Raw genomic sequence first — 23,421 nt, forward strand, 5'->3', positions numbered from 1 at the left:
TTTTCAAAATATCATTTTCAAATTTCAAGAATTCAGTAATGTTGATTTCTTGAGAAATTCATCAACTTGTCGCACAACTGCGTTGTTATTGACACTATCATTAACCAACTGTGAGGTGTTGACGACGAAAAAATCATCGTTTTCTGTACTCACTTGTGGAACAAGGCTTGAATAATTTAAAACTTGTAGTGGCTGAACTTTAATAGCTCGATTCATGTGTGCTGCTACAATGTCATCTGCTTTTAGTTCAGGGAACATCAAGCGTATACCCTGGAAGAATACTTGGCGCAATTCATCATCTGGCTGTTTTAATAACGGGTCAGTAGAAAGTATATATTTTGGCAGGAATGTCATGTGATATCCTGCTGTTTCTTGCAAAGAAACTAAATTGCTCATACCGATGACTCCGGTAAAAGGAATATTCTTATCGGCAATATTTACTACGTAATAAGGCACTAGAGCCTTGCGAGTAATCAGTACCATGCAGACTACACCCAGGTATTCTACTGTTTCACCAGTGTCTGAAACTTTCACCAGTTCGTTAGCAGCAACCTGTTGCAGAATATTAACTGGGCCAGTAAAAATGACTTTATCAAAATGTTCTTTTTTACCCTGATATTCTACCCACATTCCACCTCCTGGATTAGGTGCAATATATTCCACTGCGACACCTGTGTGGATATGACCTCCAGCCGCATAAATTAATTTTTCTATATGGTCAAAAACAGTTTTGTAACCACCTGAGACATAACCAAGTTGTTCTTTATTTAATGAGGAATCTCGTGCTGAAAATAGTCGTTTGATATAAGCCCAGATAAACACTGCTGATATTCGCTTATAGTTCTCTCCTAATTTGGATAGCAGCAAGGGTTTCCAGAGTTTTTCGTATGTGCTTTTTCCACCGAGTTTTAATAGCCAATCTTCAACTAAAATCTTCTCTAAGCGCCGCCAGTTATTCAGGCGTGAACCATATAAAAGGGTAAAAGCTAATCTGATTTTCCCTATCAGTCCAAACAGAGGAAAGCGGAGAAATTCTATACTGTTACTAATAGAATAAAATTTTTGATTGTCGTAGAAACCTGTTAAGCTACGATGCCAACGCAGTTTATCTCCAAGACCAATATCTCTAAGAAAATTTATTAAATGAGTATCAGAAGGGAGGATAACGTGATAAAAACGATCCCAGGTAAATAACCCGTAATCATGATAGGTAGTAAGTCCACCAAGTTGCTTGTTGTTATCAAATACAGTTACTGTATGTCCTTGATTTGAAAGACGTTGAGCTAATACTAGCCCAGTTATACCCCCGCCAATAATGCCTATATTCATAAATTTAGATTTTTGTAGGAATGTTTTTGATATTTATACTCTCAAAGGTTTTTAATTTTTAATATTAATAACCTTGGTTGTTGTCCATACAACTATTAGTTCACAACCAGAACTACACCAGTGATGATAATGGAAATTCCTAACCACTGGCTAAAGATAACCTGCTCTTTTAGAAGATAGTGAGAAGCAATCGGTATAAGTGCATACATTAATCCAAGAACTGGAAATGCTTGACTCAAAGGAATTGTCCGCAATACATAAAGCCACAATATAGTCATAAATGTATAGCAGATAAACCAAATCCAAAAATAACGAGAGAATAACAAATTTTGGATAGATGCACTTGCTCCCTTAGTTGGGCTAGAAATGTGAAGTCCATATTTTAACGAAAGGTTAGCTGTTGTTCCCAATAAAACCACAAGCATTAAAAGCAGCCAAGTAATGATGTTCATTTTTCAATATTTTTTGTACAATTTATTCTAGTTTGATGTAGACTTTTTAAGTGGAATCACAACTAAAAGAACACCCAGAAAAATAGTAATGACTCCCGCTATTCGAGTTAGTGTAATCTCTTCATTAAAAAAGTAGTATGAACCGAAAAGTATCCCGACATAATTTAAACTAGTCAGTGGATAAGCAATACTTAATTTTACAGTTCGCAGAGCCAATATCCAATTTACTACTCCCAAGCAATAAACAGTAATAGCTAATGCTAATTTTTGAATAAATTCCCAAGTTAATAGTCCCTCATTTGGATGACTCATGGTATGCTTCATCAGCAATTGTCCAGAAATACTAAATAAAATGCTGATAAACAGGATAGTATAAGGAATTATTTTAAAGCTGGAAATTGGCGAGATAGATTTCATAATACATTTGCCTCAATCGATATAGTAGGTATGAACCAGACAGTAAACAGCCCGTTGCTTTAAACGTTTTGTTTTGGATTTTGGTCACACCTTCTGTGCAATTCAACCTCTACTTCAGTAAATAGACAACAAAATTAGCAAGGCTATGTTGAAGGGACTGATATCAAAATAACCGTTGAAGCTTAATGTCCTAGAGTTAGCAGCTAAATACTATGCGGCTTCCATGATGGTTGCTTGATGATGGCAACATTTGTATGATTCGCAATAGAGCGCCAGTTACGCTTCAAGACTACTTTTAGTGCGATCGCAATATCTAGGGTATAAAGGATGCAGATGTAGTGAAGGTTGAAGGCTTTGCCATAAATTACCTCTGAACAAAGTTTAGCAGTGTGCGTAGACCTAGCCCGTCGTAGACATTGCTTATGCTTAACTTTGATTCGACCTACATGTGCAACAAATGGAGCTAAACGTATAAAAATGGATTGCCAGAATTTTTGATTAATCCATTTATTAACTTTCATTAGTTGTATCCTGCTGTAGATATCTTGTTGAAGAAACTACTGAACTTCTCAAGCCATTAACTTAACTGGATTGATAAACGTTCTTAATTGGTTTCAGGAAAGTTTATTAATTTACTGACATACCATAGAACTTATTCTGGCTCATAGATGTATCTATAACCTCGGCTGGGAACTAAGCCGATTCATAACAATTTTTCTCAAATCAAGTGTGTATATATGCTCTTTTTAGACATGGGCACACAAGAAATAACTGAAGTCTGTTTGGCTGCGTAAATTGTAGACTTGATAAATCACTCTACGGTAATACGCTTTACAGGTTTCTGGGGAATTTTACTGAATGTCCAAATAGAGCTTTTGACAACACTAACAACTAATGCAAACTAGCGTTGGCTAATCAACTCGGAGTTGACCTTGATTGCATTGTATTTGATATATTTTTAGATTTATCGAGTATTAGGTTTGCTTGATTTCTCTTGGTAATTTTAACTAGGTTTTTTTCTCCAAGTTTATTGTTACATATAATCACTTACTAGAATACCACGAGAAAAGCGTGTTGCAAATTTATCGCCATACTTCATCAAAAATTTATTTACCGAAAATATACTTAAACAAAAACTTCATAAAATCAAAACTTTATTTTATATGAATTTTTATTTTGAGGATTTGTACATTTATGAAGCACTTTCTGGATACTAAGGATTTGCAGAATTAGGGAATTAGTATCAAACTTGATAAGTCCCAAGCTAAGAATTTCCGAAAGCAAAATTTAAACTCGAACAATAGTGCAAGCCTTGGCAAGGCGTATCACAAAGTTACCCAAGATTACAAAAAAATATAGATGGCAATCAAGAGGATGAATCTTTGTGGTTGTGATTATTCAGTTTCTCTAATTTGTTTTCCTATTGTTTGGACTCATTATCCTGCAAAAGTCTGTTGGTAATAATGAAGACAATGATTAACAATCCAAACTGAATCTGCCAAGGTGCTAATACTAAACTTAAAATCAAGCTAATAGCAGCAAATACACCTGAAAGATATGCAATCTCATCAGTACTCTTTTTGAATAAGTAGCCAGTGGCTAAAGCAGTACACAATGGTATCAAGAAAAACAAAGGCATTTTACTAAACTCTGGACTAAAAGTTGTTGTGCTTATAAAACAAATTGAAATTGTTTTTGTAATTGTGGTTTATCTTACATCCAATCAGGTTTTAGCCACAACAGTCGTTTGAAATAAATATTATAGAAAATAAAGACTATGCAACGTTGTATATTACACCAATGGGAATAATTATTGCGATAGATGAAGCACACAAAAACTTGGCGAAGAACTCCTTCTTCTGTTGTTGATGGTGTGCCAAGCTTACTTTAAGTAGTAAGTTAAGAGAGGCTGCGCGTAGCTTGCTTAGTCTGTAGAGAGTACACAATGCCTTTCGTGAAACTCGTTGTGGCGCTCTCTCGACTCAGTTTAGCTGCGCTATGCTATACAAATTCTTGTTTATCTATAGGGATTGAAAGGGTTTAAAACTTGCGTAGGTGGGTTTTGTCTATTTCGCCAATTCCACTCTTGTGAGTAATCATCTGGTAAATTGGCTGAAAACTTGGGACTTGCGCCAAGATAAGGATCTAGCATATTACCTTTAGAAGTAGCATTTTCATTTTAGACACCTAATGCTGAACATTCCTCAACTACTGGCAACTGAAATAAACCTCAAACCCCATCAGGTGCAAAACGCGCTGGAACTTTTGGCGGAGGGTGCAACAATTCCCTTTATTGCACGTTACCGCAAAGAGCGCACCGATGAGATGAATGAAGTGCAACTACGTGAACTGGCTGATCGATATACTTATTTAACAGAACTTGAAGAACGAAAATCTGTAATTTTAAGTGCGATCGCTGACCAAGGTAAACTTACAGATGAACTTAAAGCCAAAATCTCATCATGCTTACAAAAAACCGAACTTGAGGATTTATACTTACCCTATCGACCAAAGCGACGCACCCGCGCCACCATCGCCAGAGAAAAAGGACTGGAACCACTGGCGGAATTCATCAAGTCGCTAAATGTCAAAAATGCTGCAACTGCTTCCCTGGAAGAAGAAGCGGCTAAGTATATTTCTGAAACCAAAGGAGTAAAAACAGCAGAGGAGGCGCTCAAAGGTGCTGCTGACATTTTGGCGGAAGAAGTAGCTGAAAAAGCTGAATTACGCGCATATATCCGCGATTATCTTTTCGACGAAGGGGTATTTGTCTCCCGCATCAAAGATGATTATCCCGAAGGTACAACCAAATTTGAGATGTATCGTAACTATCAAATTAAGGTAAAAAATATTGCACCCCACAATATGCTGGCCTTGTGTCGGGGTGAAACTGAAAAAGTATTAAGCTTTGAAATTGCTTTCGATGAAGATACGGTACTTTACTATCTTGAGTCGAAAGAAATTAAAACCAAAGTACGGACAATTCGGGATTTTTATCAAGCGATGTTGAAGGATGCATTTAACCGCTTAATGAAAGTATCTCTAATGGGAGAGGTAATTTCTGAGAATAAAATCTACGCAGATATAGAATCAATCAAGACATTTGAAACTAATCTGCGGGAGTTGCTACTATCTGCACCAGCAGGGATGAAACCAACACTGGCGATAGACCCTGGATTTAGAACTGGGTGTAAAGTTGCAGTCCTCGACCAAACTGGAAAATTTTTGGAATATCAAGCAGTATTTCCTCACCAAGCGGCTGAACAACGACTCAAAGCAGCACAAACTGTCAAAAATCTGATTGAAAAGTACAAAATTGAGTTAATCGCCATCGGTAATGGTACAGCGTCTCGTGAGACAGAGGAATTTGTCACACAAATATTGCAAACCATAGAGCGCAAACCAGTTAAGGTGATGGTGAATGAATCTGGCGCATCTATATATTCTGCAAGTAAAGTAGCGCTGGAAGAGTTTCCCGATTTAGATATTACCGTGCGCGGTGCTATTAGTATCGGCCGCCGTTTGCAAGACCCATTAGCGGAACTGGTGAAAATCGATCCCAAATCCATTGGTGTGGGACAATATCAGCACGATGTCGATCAAAAGTTGTTGAAAAAGAAATTGGATGACACCGTAGAAAGCTGCGTTAACTACGTCGGCGTAGACTTAAACACCGCCTCCAAAGAACTTCTAACTTCCGTCTCTGGGATTACGGCAAGTGTTGCCAATAACATTGTCGCTTATCGCAACCAGAATGGAGCCTTTAAAAATCGCCGCCAACTTTTGAAAGTTCCGAAGCTGGGGCCGAAGGCCTTTGAACAAGCAGCGGGTTTTCTGCGGATTCGCGGCGGTGACAACCCATTAGATAATACAGCAGTGCATCCAGAAAGTTATTCTGTAGTAGAAGCGATCGCATCTGATCTAAATGTGCCATTAAATCAGGTAACACAAATTGCCGAAAAACTCAAAAAGACCAACCTGAAGAAATATGTTACCGATAGCGTCGGCGAACCCACACTGCGCGACATCCTCAGTGAACTAGAAAAACCAGGTAGAGATCCTCGTGCTGAGTTTAAGTATGCCACCTTCAAAGAAGGAATTAAGGAAATTAGAGACTTAAAAACGGGAATGGAACTAGAAGGAATCGTGACAAACGTTGCCAACTTCGGTGCTTTCGTCGATATCGGCGTACATCAAGATGGTTTGGTACACATATCCCAACTTGCTGATAGATTTATAGATGATCCCAACAAAGTTGTCAAAGTCGGACAAGTAGTCAAAGTGCAGGTGTTAGAAATCGACGAGAAACTTAAACGGATTAGTCTATCGATGAAAGCAGTTAAACAATAATTAGAAACAGCAGATGGTAGTTTATCAAGTTCGATTCATCAATCCTACACTTGGGTTAGATCGCACCATTCAAGTACCAGACGATCAATATATTTTGGATATAGCAGAAGAAGCTGGTATCCGCCTACCGTCTGGGTGTAAACAAGGCGAATGTTCTGCCTGTGTCGCCAAACTCATTAGCGGTGAAGTTGATCAAAACGAGCAAAAATTTCTGCGTCCAAGTGAAATACAGGCTGGTTATGTTGTTACTTGTGTAACTTACCCTTTGTCTCATTGCACTTTAGAAACCCATCAAGAACAAGTCTTATATAAATCAGCCCTTTACTATAAGCCTGAATCTGGAAAAAGTGATAAGTGTTGATCCGAACTTGATATAACTCCTAACATCTGCCTTCTTCAAATAGCTCTTTGCTGCACATGTCGCCCATCAAACCCTTGCTTAATCCAACTCAAACATTCATATTCAGACTTGAATAATTTTGGAGCTGCAATATTATTCAATAAGTCTGGTGGATAATGGTCATAAAAACATTTGTTTCCTTCTTGGAAGATGATAATCAAATTATTTTTGTAAATGTAGCGAGACTTAAAATTATCCGATTGGGGAACAAACTCGGAATTTTGATCGATATGTTCTTTAGCAATATCAACAATATTACTAACACCACTTCCATAAATTCCTGCTGGATTTTCCGCTTTATGAAATTGGCTTTTATGCCCAATTTCTGATAGCAATTTATATGAATAAATCTCGTAATTATCCGCCTTGCCAAAAACAAATGGAATGATGAGATATCCTTTGTACGAGACTGAATTCTCATAAAGAAAACGGCTCATTTCAACCTCCTTTGGTGGAACTACTCTTAAAAACTTCGCTGAAATCACCATAAACTGAGTTGATTGGGGGGATGCTCTAGGTTGTTCCAAGGTAGAGGTGGAACTGGTGTATCACTTTGTTCCAATAGCTGTTGGAAGTGACGCGCTATGCTAGGCGATCGCGCTTCTATTGGACAATGAACAAAGAAATAAATTCGCACTCCCATCTGCAACCATTGCTGAATCTGCTTTACCCACTCTTCCATAAATGGCTGATTCACTGATAAATTTGGATGAGAAATAAACCGAATCAGCGTAAAAGGCGCTGTCACGCTCAATTGCAATGGTAATTTGGGTTTACGCCGTTCCGATAGCAACTGGGGGTCATCATCTCCAGTGTAAATGGGGCGCGAGTCTAAAAGTACCCGTCCCACACCGAGCCTTTCTAAAAGCGCCGTCAAATTACTAGCATGGGGTTCCCTAAACCAGTCGGGATGCCGAACTTCCACCGCTAGGGGTACTTCTGTACGCGGCCAAGCTTCCAAAAAGTTGGTCAAATCGTCAAGTAATACAGGTGCATAACTGGGTGGTAATTGGGCAAACATTGGGCCAAGATGCTTACCTAAAGGCCGCATCCCCTCCAGAAATTTTAAAGCAGCCGGAATATAAGGTTGTAGCAACCCTTGATGGGTAATATCTCGCGGTAATTTCAGGCAAAATTCAAAACCTGCTGGTGTTTCGGCAGCCCAACGGGTTACAGTTTCTTCGTTAGGTACGGCATAAAAGGCGGTGTTACCTTCTACAGTCGTGAAACGACGACTATAGAGCTGTAGAAAATCGGCAGTGCGAGTTCCTTGGGGATAGAGTTCGCCTACCCAACCTTTATATGCCCAAACAGCACAACCGATAAAAAAGTTCACAGTGCCTAAAAGCCTTGATGTATCTATTCAATTTTACAGGCAGGTTGTAGAGATAGATCAAGCTAGTACCGCAAGGCGGAATTAAAAATTAAAAATTAAAAATGAATACAGCATAAGGGTTTCGTTGATTTGGAATGATTGGTTTATTTCCGCCGTGTTGTACTAGTTAAGGAGGCAGGCGGCACTTACTCCCACTGTTTCTGCTTGTGCGATCGCTACTGTAAGGTAAAGTTGAAGATTACAGAAACAACCTACGCAAAAAGCCTAATAAGCGGATAGCCAAATCTATGTATACCTGAGTTTTACGTGCAGTCTCGATTTCTTCTAATATTTGCTGCATCTGTGCCCGATTTTTCGGATTGATTCCGATGATACTAACATTTATAATCGCTGCTCTTACCTTATTGAGAGTAAGTTGGCATTCACTAACTGCTAACTCAAACTTGTTTACTTCCTCCCAGTTTTTTTGATGTTGTGCGTTGACAAGTTCAAATTGAAGCTGGAACAGAATATTTCGTAATTTTTCTTCTGTATTATTGAGTTGTTCTAAGTCGATTTGTTTGTCAGTAACTTCTTGAAGCTGAGAAATTATTTCCGCAAAAGGATCTAATATATTATTGGTGGTCATGATTTATATATTCAGTTAAGTTGTGAACATTGTTCATGACTAGTTGCACCCTAAAAATCATTGACATAATTGAGAGATTGGTGGTTGCACCTGTCTGTTTCTCAGAGATATTTCTTTCAGAAATTCCTTCAAAACTTCATCTTCATTGATCTCTTTTTCAAGAGTGTTAATCTTTGTAAGTGTTGAACTATAGTCGTTCCCAGTGAAACTGGTAGCTACCCCAACAATCTGAGTAACTCTAGCAGCAATAACTTCAAAGTTAAGATTAGGGTAGTCATCAATTAGTTCTGAGAGTTTTCGTCCAGTGTCAGCTGCTACCAAAAGTTTAGAGATAGATTCATTCAAACTTTGTTGCTCATAAAAATTAACTTTTCGCCAATTATCTATCTGTTCAACAACTTGGCGCTTAATTTCTTCTGCTTCTGGTTGTGAGGATATATTTAAATTTCTATACTGTTCACCAAGATGCTTTAGCTTGGAACTGATAATCACCCGTTCCGAATCCCTTGGTCTTGGTGGTCTTTCCTGAATTCTTTTAGCTAAAAGTAGCATTTTTACTGTTAAACATCTTGCCGGCTGGGCAGTTTTAGCAACTATCCTTTTACTTTCATAATCAATTGTTTCCAGCTTGTTAAATACCTCGACTGCTACATCATATTCTGCTTTCAAAGCATCGAGTGTTTCATCGACATCCGATGACTGGGTATTTAGTTGATTTTCTCCAGTGATAATTCTATTGATTTCTCTAGGAATTCCGAATTTAATATTGGTATCAGTTAGTAATCGTTCAATAACTAAATTATCATCTACAGGTAAATTATTCAGTTGATAGATTTCCTTCACCGATGTAATAGCATCAGCCGCTCGATCGCGAAAACTCTCGGCAGTTACTCGCAGCATTGTTCTTTTTTGAGGCGTACAACTGCTGACAGTGAAACTGATAGTACAAGCTACTATACAAAATTTCCATAGGCTGAATTTCTGGGTATGGAAAACTCTCATCAACATACTTAGCTGTGTCCAGATATAGTTAATACTTATTTGCCACTATTCAACAATCCATTATGGAAATGATTAAAGATACTATTCACTAACCGTAGAGTATCACGGAATGCTCATAGTACTGGTTAAATTAAATACTTGTAACAGATGCTTTTTCGTGTCAGGCAAAAATTTACAAAACTTTTCATCATTGTGTCTTAATGATGGGCGAGGTTTATTCGTTCAAGAATTTTCCTCATACCAAAGAAAACGTTCTAAAATTTAGCTGGCTTCTACCTAACTTCTTAAGCTTGTTCCTGTTTGGCTCCACTGTCAAAGCTACTGCGATCGCTAATTGGCATTTTGCTCGCGATCGCAATTATGTAGCACTCTGTTTGCTAGAGTGGCGTGATATTAGATAATTGTGATTTTATTTGCGGCTCTAGTAGCTTTTTCTCTAGCCTCTTGGACAGTTGCACCTTTCGCTAAAGCTACGCCCATTCGCCGATAAGGATGAGCATTCGGTTTTCCAAATAATTTAATATCTACATCTTTTTCTGACAAAGCATCAGCTACACCAGCAAAAGCAATAGAATCAGATTTTTCTGATGCTAAAATTACCGCACTAGCTGATGCCCCTAACTGTTCTATATAAGGAATTGGCAAGTCTAAAATAGCTCGCAGATGTAGTTCAAATTCATTGAGATTTTGTGAGATTAATGTCACCATTCCCGTATCGTGGGGTCTGGGAGAAAGTTCCGAAAAAATCACTTCATCTTTGGTAATGAAAAATTCAACACCAAAAATTCCGGCTCCTCCTAATGCGTCAGTGACTTTTATAGCTATTTCTTGCGCTCTTAATATCTTCTCTTCAGAAATTTCTGCCGGTTGCCACGATTCTTGATAATCTCCTCGTTCTTGGCGATGACCAATAGGAGAGCAGAAAATTGTCGGTGCATTCCACTGCTTAATTGTCAGTAAAGTTATCTCAATTTCAAAGTTAATAAATTCTTCTACGATGACCTTTTGACTGTCTCCTCTAGAATTAGCGATCGCATAATTCCAAGCCTTCTCAACCTCACTCTTATCCTGCACTACAGACTGACCTTTACCAGAGGATGACATCACAGGTTTAACAACATTACTAAATCCAATTTCATTAGAAATCGCAATCAATTCTTCTAGAGTTGTCGCATAACCATATTTAGCCGTTCTGATGCCCAATTTTTGATGCGCCAGTTCCCTAATTCTGTCGCGATTCATTGTATAGTTAGTAGCAGCCGCAGTCGGTATAACGGTAATACCTCGCTGCTCAAATTCGATCAGTTTTTCTGTTCTGATGGCTTCAATTTCTGGTATAATAATATTTGGCCGATGCTTTGTCACTACAGCTTCTAAATCATCAGCACTGAGCATAGAAATAACTTCATAAGCATCAGCAACTTGCATCGCTGGAGCATTGGCATAGCGGTCAACAGCAATCACATAATTACCAAGACGTTGAGCTGCGATCGCAACTTCTTTGCCTAGTTCTCCTGAACCCAGCAACATCAATTTTTGGGGCAACTTAATACTCATTAACTTATCCAGTCAATTTCAATTCAATCATCTTATAATTTTTTGTGTTTTAATTACCATCTGCTCAAGAATTAAATCTAGCTCCGCGTAGTTGTAATTCTTGACGTTGGAGATGAGTTAAACCAGTACCTACGCCAAGTTGACACTTATCGACTAGAGTCTCTAACCAAATAGTCTCATTAAGAGTTGTACCTTGTAAATCTGCATTTCTCAAGTCAGCTTTGGTGAAATTTGCAAATAAAAGGTCTGCATTGATTAAACTACTGCCTTGTAGATTTGCCCCTGATAAGTTAGCTCGAATGAAGTTTAGACCATCTAAAATTAAACCAGATAAATCGGCTCCGATAAGATTAGGAAACTTTAGCTGACTTGGATATTTAAAAAACCGCATTATACAGATGATATTTGCTTCATTTAGTCGCATTTTAGTTAAAAATTCATAACGAGCTATGCCCAGTTGCCTAAGAATTTGTAGACGCTGTGGGGGACTTTGTTCTAAAAACTGGATGGCTGTGTAGCGGAGGTCTTGAGTAGAGATATTTAACATGACTTTCAGATGCTTGTAATACTTATACCAATGCTACATGAAAAACAAGAACCCCGACTTCTCAAAGAAGTCGGGGTTCTAAGGTGTCTCAACTACTTACTTAACGTCCCGCCAATAATGCTTTTGTCGCAGATTCACCTGCCAACCTCACCTGCCTTGTCAACTGGAAGTTTAACAACGCTAAAACACTCAACTGAGCTAGAAATGCCATAAAAATTGTTGTCGCGCCAGAGTATTCTATCGCTGCCCAAGGAAAAGTTGAAAACAGCCATACAGTAGAGTATTTCCACGAGGAAATGCCGAGAAATTCTAGAATCATGGGTGGTAGGAACGTTACTGCACTTATAGTACCTATTGCCCAGAAAGAACGTTTAGGAGTTTTCAGTAAAAGTATCAATTGGGCGATGGTAGCGTAAATCATCATTAAACTGATAGACAAAGCTATAGTTAACAGTACTTTCAACCTGTCAAAATTATCACCTGCCCAATTTGGGCTATGGTCTGTATCAAAAACAGATGTAAGTGAAATCCAAACTAGCCAGGGAATAGTAATAATTGTCAAATTAATAGCGATCGCTACGAGTGCAGGGCTTTTTTCAGCCCAAATTAGATCCTGCCAAACACTCTTGTGACTAGAAACTCCCTGATGTCGATATCTTGCCCAATCTTGTACATCTTGACGGTGAGGGGAAAGAATTGCAATTAAGCTTAAAACCAACATCAAGTTGTATAGAACCAGAAAAATTAAATTTTGCCCTACCTGATTATATAAGGTAGAATTACTGTTCCAATGTTGTAAGCTAAATCCCCACATCATCACTTGGCAAAAAGCTACCAATAAATAACTTTGTTTCTTGCTGATTATTAAGGCTTGAGGATTACGAAAGCAACGTTTAAGAGCTTGGAAAATTCCGTAACTGCACAATCCCAAGTTCAATAAATGAAAGCCAACAACACTAACAATATTTGCCCCTAATGGTAAATAGAAGAACTCCAAACTTTTCAGAGGAGAAGCCTTGGACAGATTGAACAAATTAGGAAATAGATAATTTGTTGTATCCCAAGGGCTAAAGAGTCTAAACCAAGTAGTTGAATTATTTAAACTATTGCTATAAGACGATGCCAGTACCATCGTTGTGAACAAGAAAAGCAAAACTGCACCACTACCTAACCAAGGCTGAAAACCGCTAAACCAACGACTAACTAACCCAAATAGTAGTGCAGCACTGTAGAAGAAAATACAACTAGCAGCAAGAATTGCGTAATAGCTAAAAATATAACTAGATGCAATTCTTGCAGAACTTCCAGACCACAGATGTAAAGGAATTGCTGCTAAAATAACGAGATAAATTAAACTCGGAACTCCTAGTAACTTGCCAGTCAATATACTTGTTTCTGATTGAGGACTGAGACGGATGAAATTCAGTGTGCCGCGAGTTTCTTCTTTAGCTAAATCATTAATCAGCAAATAAGTTCCCGCCACTAAGAGGGTAAATACAAAAATTACACTCAAAGAGAGGAATATATATTCCCAGTGATCTCGCCACCATAGCTGCCAATCAATTTCGTTTTGGGGACAATAATTATTTGATAAATACTCCTGGAACTTATGAAATGTAGTTGTGGCTTCCTCGTGTTGTGTGTTCAGGTTAGTGAGGATTGTTGGATCGGCTGGCTTAATCTGCCGATAATTATTTAATTGTTGGGCGAATAAATTTTCTTGCTGACCAAGTTTATTGTATTGCTGATTGTAAGTTTCACGCAAACCACAGTATGTACCAATTAGCGAGTATTTATCATCTGGCATTTCTCGTAACTGATATAAAAAAACTACCAGTTGTAGAAGTAAGGATGTTGCAACTGCGATCGCGACATTAAAAAATTTTAGGCGTCCTTTGAGTTCTCGAAATAGTTGCGGATTCCAATCGCCGATTTTGTCTATTAAATTGAGCATCATAGGAAAAATTCTCCAAAAATGGAAAAGTGATATTTATTGACGCATCAAGATGCTTGTTTGTGACCTAAGTTTAAGAAAATAGTTTCTAAGTCTTCTTGTGTGCAGTGAAAATCAGTCAGAGGAATGCCCGCTTTAATTAGCGATCGCAACAACTCAGCACTATCTTCATCTTTGCCCGAAAAATTCACCCGCACGCTGTTTTTTCCTGGTATTACCTCCCACTCTTCTACTAAAGAATGATGTTTAAGTTCATTCAAAAGTGTCTCTAAGTTTCCCAAAGTTGATATCACAATTTGCTGATGGGCAAGACGTTGGTAAAGTTGCTGTAGGGAAGTACTTTCTACCAAAAAGCCAAGTTCCATGATTCCCACAGAAGTACAGAGTTCTGCTAAATCACTGAGAACGTGAGAAGAAATGATTACAGTCATCCCAGCTTCTTGCAAAGCCTTGATGATTTCGCGGAAGTGCATTCTAGCAATGGGGTCAAGTCCAGAAACAGGCTCATCCAGTAGTAGTAAAATCGGTTCGTGGATAATCGTTCGCGCTAAACTTAAGCGCTGTTTCATCCCCCGCGACAGCGTAGAAATCCGACTATTGCGTTTATTACCAAGTTGGATTAGTTCTAAAACTTCATGTAAACGTTGAGTGCGGCGTGGTTCTCGTAAACGATAGAGACGCGCAAAATAATCTAGGTAATCCCAGACTGTTAAATCTTCATACAATGGGTAGTCATCGGGTAAGTAGCCAAGACGACGCTTAAGTTTGGGATTACTCTTGTCACGGAGTAGGCGATCGCCATTAATATAAATCTCACCCGTAGTTGGTTCTTCAGCAGTTGCCAACATGCGGATGAGAGTTGTTTTACCCGCGCCATTCGGTCCAATCAGTCCATATACTTCCCCTGCCTGGATTTCTAAATCAATATCATTGACAGCAACATAGCGGTCAAATTGCTTAGTTAGTCCACGGGTGCAAATTGCTAATTCTTTTACCATCGCTGCTGGGGTGCGGCTTGTGATTAACAGCTAACCTAACTTTTTTTACAGCTTTTGTCAGTCTGGTTTCGGAAATTGAAACTGACTGTAAGGAAATTGGCGACATTAAAAAGTAGTTAAGGCATAAGCCTTAACTACTTTTTAATTCTTATTGTGCTATTTAGGAAAACTTTGCAAATAAAACCTTGACTTTTTACTCTACTATCAAGTTATTTCGGATAGTGGTGGAATGACGTTATTAATCCCATTACCAGATGAACCGTTAACTGTATAACGGTATTCGGGAATTGGATATCCAGCTTCGCTAAAGGTTTCACGGATAGCTTTATTAGTGTCGAAGTAAACCTGCCAGTAGTGGTCATTATTGCAATAAGGACGTACTGCTAGTACAGGCCCTGCAAAGTTGAAATCCTGAATTTCTACATCCGGTGCTGGATTTTGAAGGACATTAGGAATTTGGCTAATTTTCGCTTTCAAAAGTGCGATCGCTTCGTTATGTTTCACATCATGATGGAGTTGAGCTACCAAATCAACCCGTCGGTAAGTATTGGCAGAATAATTCTGGATATTGTCAGCAAAGATTTTATTGTTGGCAACAATCGTCAATACGTTATCAGGTGTATTAATACTAGTTGTGAACAACCCAAGTTCCGTAACAGTGCCTGTGACACCTGCTGTCGTGATGAAATCACCAACTTTGAATGGTCGAAAAACGATTAAAAATGCTCCGGCTGCAAAGTTGGCCAGTAGTCCCCCCCATGCTGCACCAATTGCAATACCTGCTCCTGCTAGCAATGCAGCAAAGGAAGTTGTTTCAACCCCAAAAAAGCCGAGAATTGCCACAACTAGAACAATTCTCAACGTAACGCCAATGATATTCAAAAGGTAGTTAATCAGTGTCGGATCAACCTGTTGGCTTCGGAAAGCACGTCGGGCTAGCTTCAATCCAAAATCAATCAAGCGTTGAGCAATCAGCCACAGAGCGATCGCACCTAAAACTTTCAGCCCAAACTGAGTTAAAAGTTGACTAGCAACTACGCTAATTTGTCTGAAATCCATAATTTTTTATTTTTTTGTTTGTGAATTATTAAACACAATAAACATACAATAAATGAAATAAAAATCTCCTATGGATACTTTTTTTTAATTTTTGGTGTGCTATGCAGTAAGGGACTTCCAACTAAAAAAATATCCCATCGCTTTATTGGCAGGGGAGCAAGGAGCAGGGAGCAGGGGGGAGCAACAGTCGTGTTGAGTCCAGAAATTAGGATAATTTATTTTTTGGAGTTCCCTAAAAAGCAAAGTGTTATTGAAGAATGTCTGGAAATTTTTGGACGAATATAAATAGTTTCTGGTGGGGTAGGCATCTTACCTGCCCTAAAAGTACAAGGGGCATTATATAAATAAATTAAAAACTCCATCGGTACATTTTGCTAGGTATGATATTTGATCTGTAAGCATTTACCTAGTAATAATCAGCTATGACCCAGAACTACCGCATTACACTACTCCCCGGCGATGGCATTGGCCCTGAAATTATGGCAGTGGCGGTAGATGTGCTGAAAGTCGTAGGGAAGCAATTTGATCTGAAGTTTGAATTCCAAGAAGCCCTCATTGGTGGTGCAGCAATTGATGCCACAGGTGAACCCCTACCATCCGCTACTCTCGAAGCTTGCCGTAACAGTGATGCTGTGTTGCTTGCTGCCATTGGTGGTTATAAGTGGGATTCCTTACCATCCAATTTACGCCCAGAAGCAGGTTTGTTAGGACTACGTGCAGGTTTAGGATTATTTGCCAATTTACGCCCAGCGAAAATTTTGCCCCAGTTAATCGACGCCTCGACTTTGAAACGCGAAGTTGTGGAAGGCGTGGATATTATGGTGGTGCGCGAACTCACTGGCGGGATTTACTTCGGTAAGCCTAAAGGGATTTTTGCCACAGAAACTGGTGAGAAACGCGGTGTAAATACAATGGTTTACAGCGAATCTGAAATTGAACGCATTGGGCGGGTAGCTTTTGAAGCAGCCCGGAAACGTGGTGGAAAACTTTGTTCAGTAGATAAGGCGAACGTATTAGAAGTATCTCAGTTGTGGCGCGATCGCATCACCCAACTTTCACAAGAATACCCAGATATCGAACTCTCTCATTTATATGTAGATAATGCTGCTATGCAGTTAGTACGCGCTCCCAAGCAATTTGACACTATAGTTACAGGCAACTTGTTTGGTGATATTCTCTCTGATGCTGCTGCCATGCTCACAGGTAGTATTGGAATGTTACCCTCAGCTAGTTTGGGTGCTTCTGGGCCTGGTGTGTTTGAACCAGTTCATGGTTCCGCCCCAGATATTGCCGGACTTGATAAAGCAAATCCTCTAGCACAGGTTTTGAGTGCGGCGATGATGTTGCGCTATGGTTTAGACCAACCAAAGGCAGCAGATCATATCGAACAAGCCGTATTGCAAGTTTTAGAACAAGGCGATCGCACTGGGGACATAATTTCCCCAGGAAAAAATCTCCTTGGTTGCCGCGCTATGGGAGACTCACTCATTAAGGCTATTGAACAAAAATAATTTTGTCGAGCAACTTGGGCAATTTGGCAACCTTTGCTATAAGTTTCGGGTAGACTAAAGGGAAATCTAGCAATCAAATAACAGTCGATAGTGTACGCATTACGACAAGGACAAGCAAATTTTACCGCCCCGAAGAACCAATCGCCTCTGATTGATCCCGCCGTAATCAGAGCCGCTGGGCAGATTTACTACACTCACTGTGAAGTACATCCCGAAATAGCTGGGCAACCTTCCGGTGTAGCAATTAATCGAATGACTCATCGAGGTAAGGTTATTTTTACCAACCAACCAGTTCTCTTACCTCAAGAATGTTTTGTGCCCTTGAGCCAAATTGAATCGCACATTTATTAGTCATTGGTCATTGGTCATTGGTCATTAGTCATTAGTCATTAGTTCTCGACAAATGACAAAAGATAAACGACAAATGACACAAGACAAATGACAAAGGACTAATGACTGTATGGACATTTTGTTCGCCATCCCGGCGAGTGTAATAGTCTTTGCTTTAGGTGCATCTATTGGTAGTTTTCTCAATGTTATTGTTTATCGGTTACCTGCTGGGTTGTCAATTCTTTGGCCGCCTTCTCGTTGTCCTAAATGCTTAAACCAGCTAAAAGCTTACGACAATGTACCAGTATTCGGCTGGATTTCTTTAAGAGGGCGGTGTCGATATTGCAAAAGCAAAATTTCTGTCCGTTATCCTGTGGTAGAAGGGGTAACGGGCATAATTTTTTTACTGATTTTTTTGGTATTTCAAGTTTCGATTTTAACAATAGGCTATTGGGCTTTTTGCAGTTGGTTATTAGCGCTATCACTTATCGATCTAGATACAATGACCCTACCTAATCCACTTACTCAGTCGGGTTTAGTGCTAGGGATTTTGTTTCAAATGGTGGTTGGTTTTTTACCAGAAGCTAGTTTAGTAGCATTGGTAAATCACCTGATGATGGCCATAGTTGGTGCAGTATTGGGCTTATGGCTGTTTGATGCGATCGCCCTACTGGGTTCAATTGCCTTTGGTAAAACTGCAATGGGTGCAGGTGATGCTAAGTTAGCAGCCATGATGGGAGCCTGGTTAGGCTGGAAATATTTACTCTTGGCTAGTTTTATTGCCTGTGCGCTGGGAGCCTTAATTGGCAGTGGTGTTATTATACGTAGACGCAAAGCCGCAAATCAAGAAACATCGCGACAAAAGTTAGGACAAAAGATGCCTTTTGGCCCTTTTCTGGCTTTAGGATCTGTGATTACCCTCTTTAGCGGTGAAGCCATTTTGTCTAGCTACCTGCGGTTATTTTTTCCAGCGTCTTGAATTGGAGTAGGGAAGAGGCAAGGGGGCAAGAAAGGAGAGTTTTCCCCTCTGCTCCTCAATGCCCAATGCCCAATGCCCCATGCCCAATGCTCCATACCCAATGCCCATTCATAAAAAATATTTATAATTCGTGACTGTAACCAACATTACCCCATCAGCCCTTCACATTTTGATAATATTCAGCTTGTGACTTGTATTACCCTCTTAACGACGATTAACCGTTGGCAAGTACAACTAGTGCAACAGATGCCGCTTGTTCAGAACCTAGCAATACGAATAATTGATTTGGGTAGGAGGGGGAAAGCATCTTATTTGGAGGTTGGTATTCTCATGGCGTTGTCAGTACGTCCATATAATTAAGTCTGCTGAAAAAAAGAGCAAGAGACTTGTATTGGCATAAGTATTTTCGTTAAGCTGGCAACCAAAGATCAAAATTAAGGTCTGAATTGCTTAAAAGCGTAGTTTAACGATGTAGTCATGAGTCATTAGTAAAGACAAATGACTCTTAACTAAGGACAACCCAATACGGTTTAACATCTTTTCGACCTCATACCCACTTAAAATAAAATAAAAAATGGCTAACAACGAAGAATCACGTGGTTTAAAGTCTCTATTTGATTGGTTTGCAAATCGACGGAAGTCAGGATCTACCAGCCTCGAACGCCAAGAACGTGAAATTGCTGATGGTCTGTGGCATAAATGTTCTAAGTGCGGCGTCTTGGCATATACAAAAGACCTGAAAGCCAATCAGATGGTTTGTGTCGAATGTGGTCATCACAATCGGGTAGACAGCGATGAGCGCATCCGTCAATTGATAGATCACAATACCTGGAAACCGCTGGATGAGCATTTGCGTCCAACTGATCCGCTGGAATTTCGCGATCGCAAACTCTACAGCGATCGCTTGCGGGAAACACAAGATAAAATTGGCTTAATAGACGCAGTTAGAACTGGTTTGGGTCAAATCAATGGTTTGCCCATTGCCCTTGGGGTTATGGACTTCCGTTTTATGGGTGGTAGTATGGGTTCGGTCGTGGGAGAAAGACTCACCCGCATGATTGAGCAAGCCACTCAACGACGATATCCTGTAGTTATCGTCTGCACCTCCGGCGGCGCGAGAATGCAAGAAGGTATGCTCTCTCTGATGCAGATGGCGAAAATCTCCGCAGCGCTACAGCGCCATAAAGACGCTCGATTATTATATATTCCAGTTTTGACCAATCCGACAACGGGCGGCGTTACCGCTAGTTTTGCAATGTTGGGCGATATAATTTTGGCAGAACCCAAGGCAACCATTGGTTTTGCTGGTCGGCGAGTGATTGAGCAAACCCTACGGGAAAAACTACCCGAAAATTTCCAGACTGCTGAAGATTTGCTCCAGCATGGTTTTGTTGATGATATCGTACCCCGTACCCAATTAAAGAACACCCTAACTCAGCTGATTGCTCTACACCAGCCTGTATTAACAACACCTCACATGGTTTTGTGGGAAACAATGTCCTTGACTTCTACCGCCGCAGAATAAAGTTTGGGGAATGGGGCACAAGAGGCAGAGGGGCAGAGGGGCAGAGGGGCAGAGGGGCAGAAGGGGCAGAGGGGAAAAACTTACTGCAACTTCCCTCTGCTCCCCTGCTCCCTAACTTCTTTGTGGCTCTTGGAGAAACATGAGTGGAACAAGGGCTACTAGTCGGAATAGACCAGAGAGGACAAACAAGCTTAGTAAACCTCCAGACTGAGCAAATTGGGCGATGAAACTGCCTATAGTTGTGCCTAAAGCACCACTTACTCCAGCGACGGCAGCTGCGATCGCAAAGTAGATAGACTGATTTTGAGTTGGTGCGATCGCTAATTGTATATTGTTGTTGCACAAGTCAATTGCCGCCCAAGTCCCCCCAATCAGGATGTGTAACAGTGGCAACCACAGCCAAATATCAAGGCGATTAACACTAATCCCTAGCCACAGCAGTGGTGTCGCTGCAACCAAAATCCCAATACAGATGAGGATGGGACGATTACCTATCTTGTCTGCTAATCTTCCCCACAGAATAAGCATCAGCAAAGTTGCCCCCGCTTGAAGGCTGTTGTAGATAGTCACGTAACTTACATCCAAATCCAGCGTATCCAGCATATAGAGGTTAAAAAAAGGACTGCTGAGGTTAACAGCAAGCGTCCAAAAGCTGAAATACAGCAGAAATATCAAAAAGTTAGAGTTTTTCCAAACACTGTTAGCTGATTGGTTTTGTGGTGGATCAATTGATTGAGCAACTTCAGAAGATTCATCTTTTGCAACCTCTGATTGAATCTCACTTGTTTGAGTTAACTTGCCATAATAAGTGTTTTGCGTAGCTTGCAGCCGTAGGCATCGCGGATTCATATCCACCTGGAAATATTGACACCCCAATCCCATAATTCCAAAGACAACGCTTACCAGTAGAACTAACCCATAACCTTGTAGAGATCCTCCATACCAATGTGATACAAGTAGACCGGCTATTGGTACGCAAACCAAATTAGTTAGACTAGCGGCGCTACTGCGTAGCCCAAAATACCTACCTCGCAATCGTCGGGGAACTATCATTGCCACCCAACTTAGCCACGATGCAGTTCCTAGTCCTCCCAAAAGATTGCTGAATAGAACAATCAAGAGTGTCAATATGACTAGCTGTTGAGTATCAACCACTCCCCAACTGGCGCTGGCAATACCAATTACTAAAATTAGCCATAGCAGCCGACCAATTCCGTGTGTCCGAAGCGAATATTGAAAACGGCTGGTGCTGCGTTCCGACAAATAAGCACCCAACGGCTGAATAAGATTGACCAACATAGGGATAGAGCAAAGCATCCCAAATACCACTGGACTAGCACCTAATTCCACCAATAAATTGCTGAGTAAAATCCCGCCAGTTCCAAGGGAGTAAACCGATGCTAAGACAGAATCCGCAGTAGAAGCTTTTAAACTAGTGCGAATAGTATCCTTGGGAATTCGAGAGTTTGGAGAGATTGCTGTTGGTGGTAAGGCAATCTGGGGAAATTCCAGAGTCAGTGGCGCAGTTGTTTCAACCTGAACAGAATCCATAATCTATGTTTATGGGTGAAGTACCCTGGATAAATCCGGTTGCAGAGGAATTCAGTATGCTTTATAGCATTGCTGATAATTTTTCGTTATTTTAGCTTGCAATTCTCAACAAAAATTTCAAATAAGTAAAATTTCACTCCTTAGCAACAGAAGGTATAAGTAAGAAGAGAGAAACTGTTATCTGTCTGTGATTAAGAAAAGATTATTTAATTTTTTGGGATTGATGATGGCGATCGCGATCGCTATTATTGCTTGTCAAAGCTTACAATTACCAAGCAAACCCTTAACATCTACCGCAGTCACTATTAAACTCAGTGGTTGGGGAGGTTCTCCCGTTGAGCAAAAGCTCTTGAGACAAGTACTGCAAGACTTTGAGGCACAACATCCAACCATTAAGGTCAAATATGAGGTAATTTCCGACCAATACATGGATGTAATCAAAACTCGTTTGGTTGGGGAAGCTGCGCCCGATGTTTTTTATCTAGATGCGCTGGAAGCTCCTTTCTTGATGAGTCAAAATGTCTTGGAACCGTTAGATAGTTATATCACTCCCAAATTTGACTTAGTAGACTTCGAGGATACCCTACTCAACAGTTTTAAATATCAGAACCAGATTTACGGTCTTCCCAAAGACTATTCCACCCTTGCTTTGTTTTATAACAAAAAAGCCTTCGCCTTTGCAGGCTTGAGTAATCCACCAGCGACTTGGGATGAATTACGTAACTACTCGAAACAATTGACAGGCAAAATTAACAAATACGGCTTTGGAGAAATTCCAGAATTGGCGCGTCAAGCTTATAAAATTAAAGCCTTTGGTGGACAACTTGTTGATCAAAATGGTTCTGCCACCTTTGCCAGTGAAGCAGGTTTACAAGGTTTAGAGTTGGTAGTAAACCAGTATCAAAAAGACCGATCCTCTGCCCAAAAATCTGATGTGGGGACAAACTCAGGTAGTGAAATGTTTGGTCAGAGTAAAGTGGCAATGGTGATTGAAGGTAACTGGGCAATTCCCTATTTAACTGAAACCTTTCCCCAAGTAGAGTTTGCTACTGCACCAGTGCCTACTATTAATGACAAAAAAGGCACGATGGTATTTACAGTTGCCTACGTAATGAATAAGCAAGCACAACACAAAGCCGAAGCCTGGGAGTTGATTTCTTATCTTACAGGTAAAGAAGGAATGCAAAAGTGGACAGGAACAGGGTTTGCTTTGCCAACACGTAAATCAGTAGCAAAGAATTTGGGTTATGACCAAGATCCATTGCGATCGCCATTAGTGGCGGGAGTGGATTATGCTACATCTTGGCAGGTGGGTAAATATCCAGGTGCGATCGTGAATAACTTTGAGAATCAGTTTATCAGCGCCTTGTTGGGGCAACAACCATTAAAGCAAGCGATGATGAAGGCACAGAATGAAGCTAATCAGCAGATTAAAGCGATGGATTGACCGAAAATCAATGCCTTTGCGGATGTCTATGTTTGCTTCGGTTAGTAGT

At 40.0% G+C, this 23,421-nt stretch carries 23 protein-coding genes; 9 read left to right on the plus strand and 14 right to left on the minus strand.

Translation table 11 applies throughout. From position 1 onward, the window contains the following. Window positions 1-24: 24 nt before the first annotated feature. From ABF638_RS04000 to ABF638_RS04015, 4 genes are all read right to left on the minus strand, one after another. Window positions 25-1,329, minus strand: coding sequence for an NAD(P)/FAD-dependent oxidoreductase (locus tag ABF638_RS04000; RefSeq protein ID WP_435020476.1), 1,305 nt, complete (start codon window positions 1,327-1,329; stop codon window positions 25-27). A 95-nt stretch (window positions 1,330-1,424) separates the two neighbouring features. Beyond that, complete coding sequence (locus tag ABF638_RS04005) at window positions 1,425-1,781, minus strand: EamA family transporter (RefSeq protein WP_435020478.1); 357 nt, start codon at window positions 1,779-1,781, stop codon at window positions 1,425-1,427. Between the two features lie 27 nt (window positions 1,782-1,808). Continuing rightward, window positions 1,809-2,198 (minus strand): EamA family transporter, encoded by a 390-nt coding sequence (locus ABF638_RS04010; protein WP_435020480.1) that lies wholly within the window; start codon window positions 2,196-2,198, stop codon window positions 1,809-1,811. Window positions 2,199-2,401: 203 nt separating this feature from the next. Next, entirely contained in the window at window positions 2,402-2,719 is a 318-nt protein-coding gene (locus ABF638_RS04015; protein WP_435020482.1) for a hypothetical protein, read from the minus strand. A 1,074-nt stretch (window positions 2,720-3,793) separates the two neighbouring features. Between ABF638_RS04015 and ABF638_RS04020 the strand changes: the two genes are divergently transcribed. From ABF638_RS04020 to ABF638_RS04030, 3 genes are all read left to right on the plus strand, one after another. Continuing rightward, window positions 3,794-3,949: a hypothetical protein gene (locus tag ABF638_RS04020; protein WP_435020484.1), complete on the plus strand. Its 156-nt coding sequence runs from the start codon at window positions 3,794-3,796 to the stop codon at window positions 3,947-3,949. Window positions 3,950-4,388: 439 nt separating this feature from the next. Further along, the gene (locus ABF638_RS04025; protein ID WP_435020486.1) at window positions 4,389-6,548 is read left to right on the plus strand and encodes a Tex family protein; all 2,160 of its coding nucleotides are present in this window, start codon (window positions 4,389-4,391) and stop codon (window positions 6,546-6,548) included. A gap of 13 nt (window positions 6,549-6,561) precedes the next feature. Next, window positions 6,562-6,909 carry a 2Fe-2S iron-sulfur cluster-binding protein gene (locus tag ABF638_RS04030; protein ID WP_181932172.1) on the plus strand — a complete coding sequence of 116 codons (348 nt, stop codon included), beginning with the start codon at window positions 6,562-6,564 and terminating at the stop codon, window positions 6,907-6,909. A gap of 35 nt (window positions 6,910-6,944) precedes the next feature. On the opposite strand, the gene ABF638_RS04035 is transcribed toward ABF638_RS04030, so the two are convergent. From ABF638_RS04035 to ABF638_RS04050, 4 genes are all read right to left on the minus strand, one after another. Next, the gene (locus ABF638_RS04035; protein ID WP_435020605.1) at window positions 6,945-7,385 is read right to left on the minus strand and encodes a hypothetical protein; all 441 of its coding nucleotides are present in this window, start codon (window positions 7,383-7,385) and stop codon (window positions 6,945-6,947) included. A 44-nt stretch (window positions 7,386-7,429) separates the two neighbouring features. Next, window positions 7,430-8,284 carry a DUF72 domain-containing protein gene (locus ABF638_RS04040; RefSeq protein WP_435020488.1) on the minus strand — a complete coding sequence of 285 codons (855 nt, stop codon included), beginning with the start codon at window positions 8,282-8,284 and terminating at the stop codon, window positions 7,430-7,432. A gap of 238 nt (window positions 8,285-8,522) precedes the next feature. After that, window positions 8,523-8,912 (minus strand): hypothetical protein, encoded by a 390-nt coding sequence (locus ABF638_RS04045; protein ID WP_435020490.1) that lies wholly within the window; start codon window positions 8,910-8,912, stop codon window positions 8,523-8,525. Window positions 8,913-8,969: 57 nt separating this feature from the next. Continuing rightward, complete coding sequence (locus tag ABF638_RS04050) at window positions 8,970-9,812, minus strand: hypothetical protein (RefSeq protein WP_435020492.1); 843 nt, start codon at window positions 9,810-9,812, stop codon at window positions 8,970-8,972. Window positions 9,813-10,114: 302 nt separating this feature from the next. Between ABF638_RS04050 and ABF638_RS04055 the strand changes: the two genes are divergently transcribed. Continuing rightward, on the plus strand, window positions 10,115-10,315 hold the full coding sequence (locus tag ABF638_RS04055) for a hypothetical protein (protein ID WP_435020494.1): 201 nt from the start codon (window positions 10,115-10,117) through the stop codon (window positions 10,313-10,315). On the opposite strand, the gene purT is transcribed toward ABF638_RS04055, so the two are convergent. The 5 genes from purT to ABF638_RS04080 all read right to left on the minus strand — a co-directional run bounded on the left by purT (window position 10,308) and on the right by ABF638_RS04080 (window position 16,029). After that, window positions 10,308-11,471: a formate-dependent phosphoribosylglycinamide formyltransferase gene (gene purT, locus ABF638_RS04060; RefSeq protein WP_435020496.1), complete on the minus strand. Its 1,164-nt coding sequence runs from the start codon at window positions 11,469-11,471 to the stop codon at window positions 10,308-10,310. The two genes, ABF638_RS04055 and purT, sit on opposite strands and share 8 nt — an antisense overlap. Window positions 11,472-11,535: 64 nt before the next feature. Then, window positions 11,536-12,018 (minus strand): pentapeptide repeat-containing protein, encoded by a 483-nt coding sequence (locus ABF638_RS04065; protein WP_435020498.1) that lies wholly within the window; start codon window positions 12,016-12,018, stop codon window positions 11,536-11,538. Between the two features lie 100 nt (window positions 12,019-12,118). Continuing rightward, a complete protein-coding gene (locus ABF638_RS04070; RefSeq protein ID WP_435020500.1) occupies window positions 12,119-13,975 on the minus strand; it encodes an ABC transporter permease subunit in 1,857 nt (618 codons plus the stop codon). A 44-nt stretch (window positions 13,976-14,019) separates the two neighbouring features. Beyond that, window positions 14,020-14,970: an ABC transporter ATP-binding protein gene (locus tag ABF638_RS04075; RefSeq protein WP_435020502.1), complete on the minus strand. Its 951-nt coding sequence runs from the start codon at window positions 14,968-14,970 to the stop codon at window positions 14,020-14,022. Between the two features lie 204 nt (window positions 14,971-15,174). Beyond that, a complete protein-coding gene (locus ABF638_RS04080) occupies window positions 15,175-16,029 on the minus strand; it encodes a mechanosensitive ion channel family protein (protein ID WP_435020504.1) in 855 nt (284 codons plus the stop codon). Between the two features lie 422 nt (window positions 16,030-16,451). Here ABF638_RS04080 and leuB point away from each other — a divergent pair, with 422 nt between their 5' ends. The 4 genes from leuB to accD all read left to right on the plus strand — a co-directional run bounded on the left by leuB (window position 16,452) and on the right by accD (window position 20,374). Continuing rightward, the gene (leuB, locus tag ABF638_RS04085; protein ID WP_435020506.1) at window positions 16,452-17,540 is read left to right on the plus strand and encodes a 3-isopropylmalate dehydrogenase; all 1,089 of its coding nucleotides are present in this window, start codon (window positions 16,452-16,454) and stop codon (window positions 17,538-17,540) included. Between the two features lie 90 nt (window positions 17,541-17,630). Continuing rightward, window positions 17,631-17,891 carry a hypothetical protein gene (locus tag ABF638_RS04090; protein ID WP_181932161.1) on the plus strand — a complete coding sequence of 87 codons (261 nt, stop codon included), beginning with the start codon at window positions 17,631-17,633 and terminating at the stop codon, window positions 17,889-17,891. Between the two features lie 109 nt (window positions 17,892-18,000). After that, window positions 18,001-18,849, plus strand: coding sequence for a prepilin peptidase (locus ABF638_RS04095; protein ID WP_181932160.1), 849 nt, complete (start codon window positions 18,001-18,003; stop codon window positions 18,847-18,849). Between the two features lie 574 nt (window positions 18,850-19,423). Continuing rightward, a complete protein-coding gene (accD, locus tag ABF638_RS04100) occupies window positions 19,424-20,374 on the plus strand; it encodes an acetyl-CoA carboxylase, carboxyltransferase subunit beta (protein WP_435020509.1) in 951 nt (316 codons plus the stop codon). 111 nt (window positions 20,375-20,485) lie between these two features. Here accD and ABF638_RS04105 read toward each other — a convergent pair whose 3' ends face one another. Further along, window positions 20,486-21,925 carry an MFS transporter gene (locus ABF638_RS04105; protein WP_435020511.1) on the minus strand — a complete coding sequence of 480 codons (1,440 nt, stop codon included), beginning with the start codon at window positions 21,923-21,925 and terminating at the stop codon, window positions 20,486-20,488. A gap of 226 nt (window positions 21,926-22,151) precedes the next feature. Between ABF638_RS04105 and ABF638_RS04110 the strand changes: the two genes are divergently transcribed. Further along, entirely contained in the window at window positions 22,152-23,372 is a 1,221-nt protein-coding gene (locus ABF638_RS04110; protein ID WP_435020607.1) for an ABC transporter substrate-binding protein, read from the plus strand. The last annotated feature ends 49 nt before the right edge of the window (window positions 23,373-23,421 follow it).

Source organism: Nostoc sp. CALU 1950 (genome assembly GCF_051172895.1).
In the GTDB taxonomy this organism is placed as follows: Bacteria; Cyanobacteriota; Cyanobacteriia; order Cyanobacteriales; family Nostocaceae; genus Nostoc; species Nostoc edaphicum_A.

Excerpts from the sequence above, each read along its gene's own strand:
- ABF638_RS04105 (WP_435020511.1), bottom strand. The coding sequence starts at position 21,925 with ATGGATTCTGTTCAGGTTGAAACAACTGCGCCACTGACTCTGGAATTT.
- ABF638_RS04075 (WP_435020502.1), bottom strand. The coding sequence starts at position 14,970 with ATGGTAAAAGAATTAGCAATTTGCACCCGTGGACTAACTAAGCAATTT.
- ABF638_RS04110 (WP_435020607.1), top strand. The coding sequence starts at position 22,152 with ATGGCGATCGCGATCGCTATTATTGCTTGTCAAAGCTTACAATTACCA.
- ABF638_RS04005 (WP_435020478.1), bottom strand. The coding sequence starts at position 1,781 with ATGAACATCATTACTTGGCTGCTTTTAATGCTTGTGGTTTTATTGGGA.
- ABF638_RS04080 (WP_435020504.1), bottom strand. The coding sequence starts at position 16,029 with ATGGATTTCAGACAAATTAGCGTAGTTGCTAGTCAACTTTTAACTCAG.
- ABF638_RS04095 (WP_181932160.1), top strand. The coding sequence starts at position 18,001 with ATGGACATTTTGTTCGCCATCCCGGCGAGTGTAATAGTCTTTGCTTTA.
- ABF638_RS04065 (WP_435020498.1), bottom strand. The coding sequence starts at position 12,018 with ATGTTAAATATCTCTACTCAAGACCTCCGCTACACAGCCATCCAGTTT.
- ABF638_RS04025 (WP_435020486.1), top strand. The coding sequence starts at position 4,389 with ATGCTGAACATTCCTCAACTACTGGCAACTGAAATAAACCTCAAACCC.
- leuB (WP_435020506.1), top strand. The coding sequence starts at position 16,452 with ATGACCCAGAACTACCGCATTACACTACTCCCCGGCGATGGCATTGGC.
- ABF638_RS04055 (WP_435020494.1), top strand. The coding sequence starts at position 10,115 with ATGATGGGCGAGGTTTATTCGTTCAAGAATTTTCCTCATACCAAAGAA.
- ABF638_RS04035 (WP_435020605.1), bottom strand. The coding sequence starts at position 7,385 with ATGAGCCGTTTTCTTTATGAGAATTCAGTCTCGTACAAAGGATATCTC.
- ABF638_RS04000 (WP_435020476.1), bottom strand. The coding sequence starts at position 1,329 with ATGAATATAGGCATTATTGGCGGGGGTATAACTGGGCTAGTATTAGCT.
- ABF638_RS04045 (WP_435020490.1), bottom strand. The coding sequence starts at position 8,912 with ATGACCACCAATAATATATTAGATCCTTTTGCGGAAATAATTTCTCAG.
- ABF638_RS04070 (WP_435020500.1), bottom strand. The coding sequence starts at position 13,975 with ATGATGCTCAATTTAATAGACAAAATCGGCGATTGGAATCCGCAACTA.
- ABF638_RS04015 (WP_435020482.1), bottom strand. The coding sequence starts at position 2,719 with ATGAAAGTTAATAAATGGATTAATCAAAAATTCTGGCAATCCATTTTT.
- accD (WP_435020509.1), top strand. The coding sequence starts at position 19,424 with ATGGCTAACAACGAAGAATCACGTGGTTTAAAGTCTCTATTTGATTGG.
- ABF638_RS04030 (WP_181932172.1), top strand. The coding sequence starts at position 6,562 with ATGGTAGTTTATCAAGTTCGATTCATCAATCCTACACTTGGGTTAGAT.
- ABF638_RS04050 (WP_435020492.1), bottom strand. The coding sequence starts at position 9,812 with ATGCTGCGAGTAACTGCCGAGAGTTTTCGCGATCGAGCGGCTGATGCT.
- purT (WP_435020496.1), bottom strand. The coding sequence starts at position 11,471 with ATGAGTATTAAGTTGCCCCAAAAATTGATGTTGCTGGGTTCAGGAGAA.
- ABF638_RS04010 (WP_435020480.1), bottom strand. The coding sequence starts at position 2,198 with ATGAAATCTATCTCGCCAATTTCCAGCTTTAAAATAATTCCTTATACT.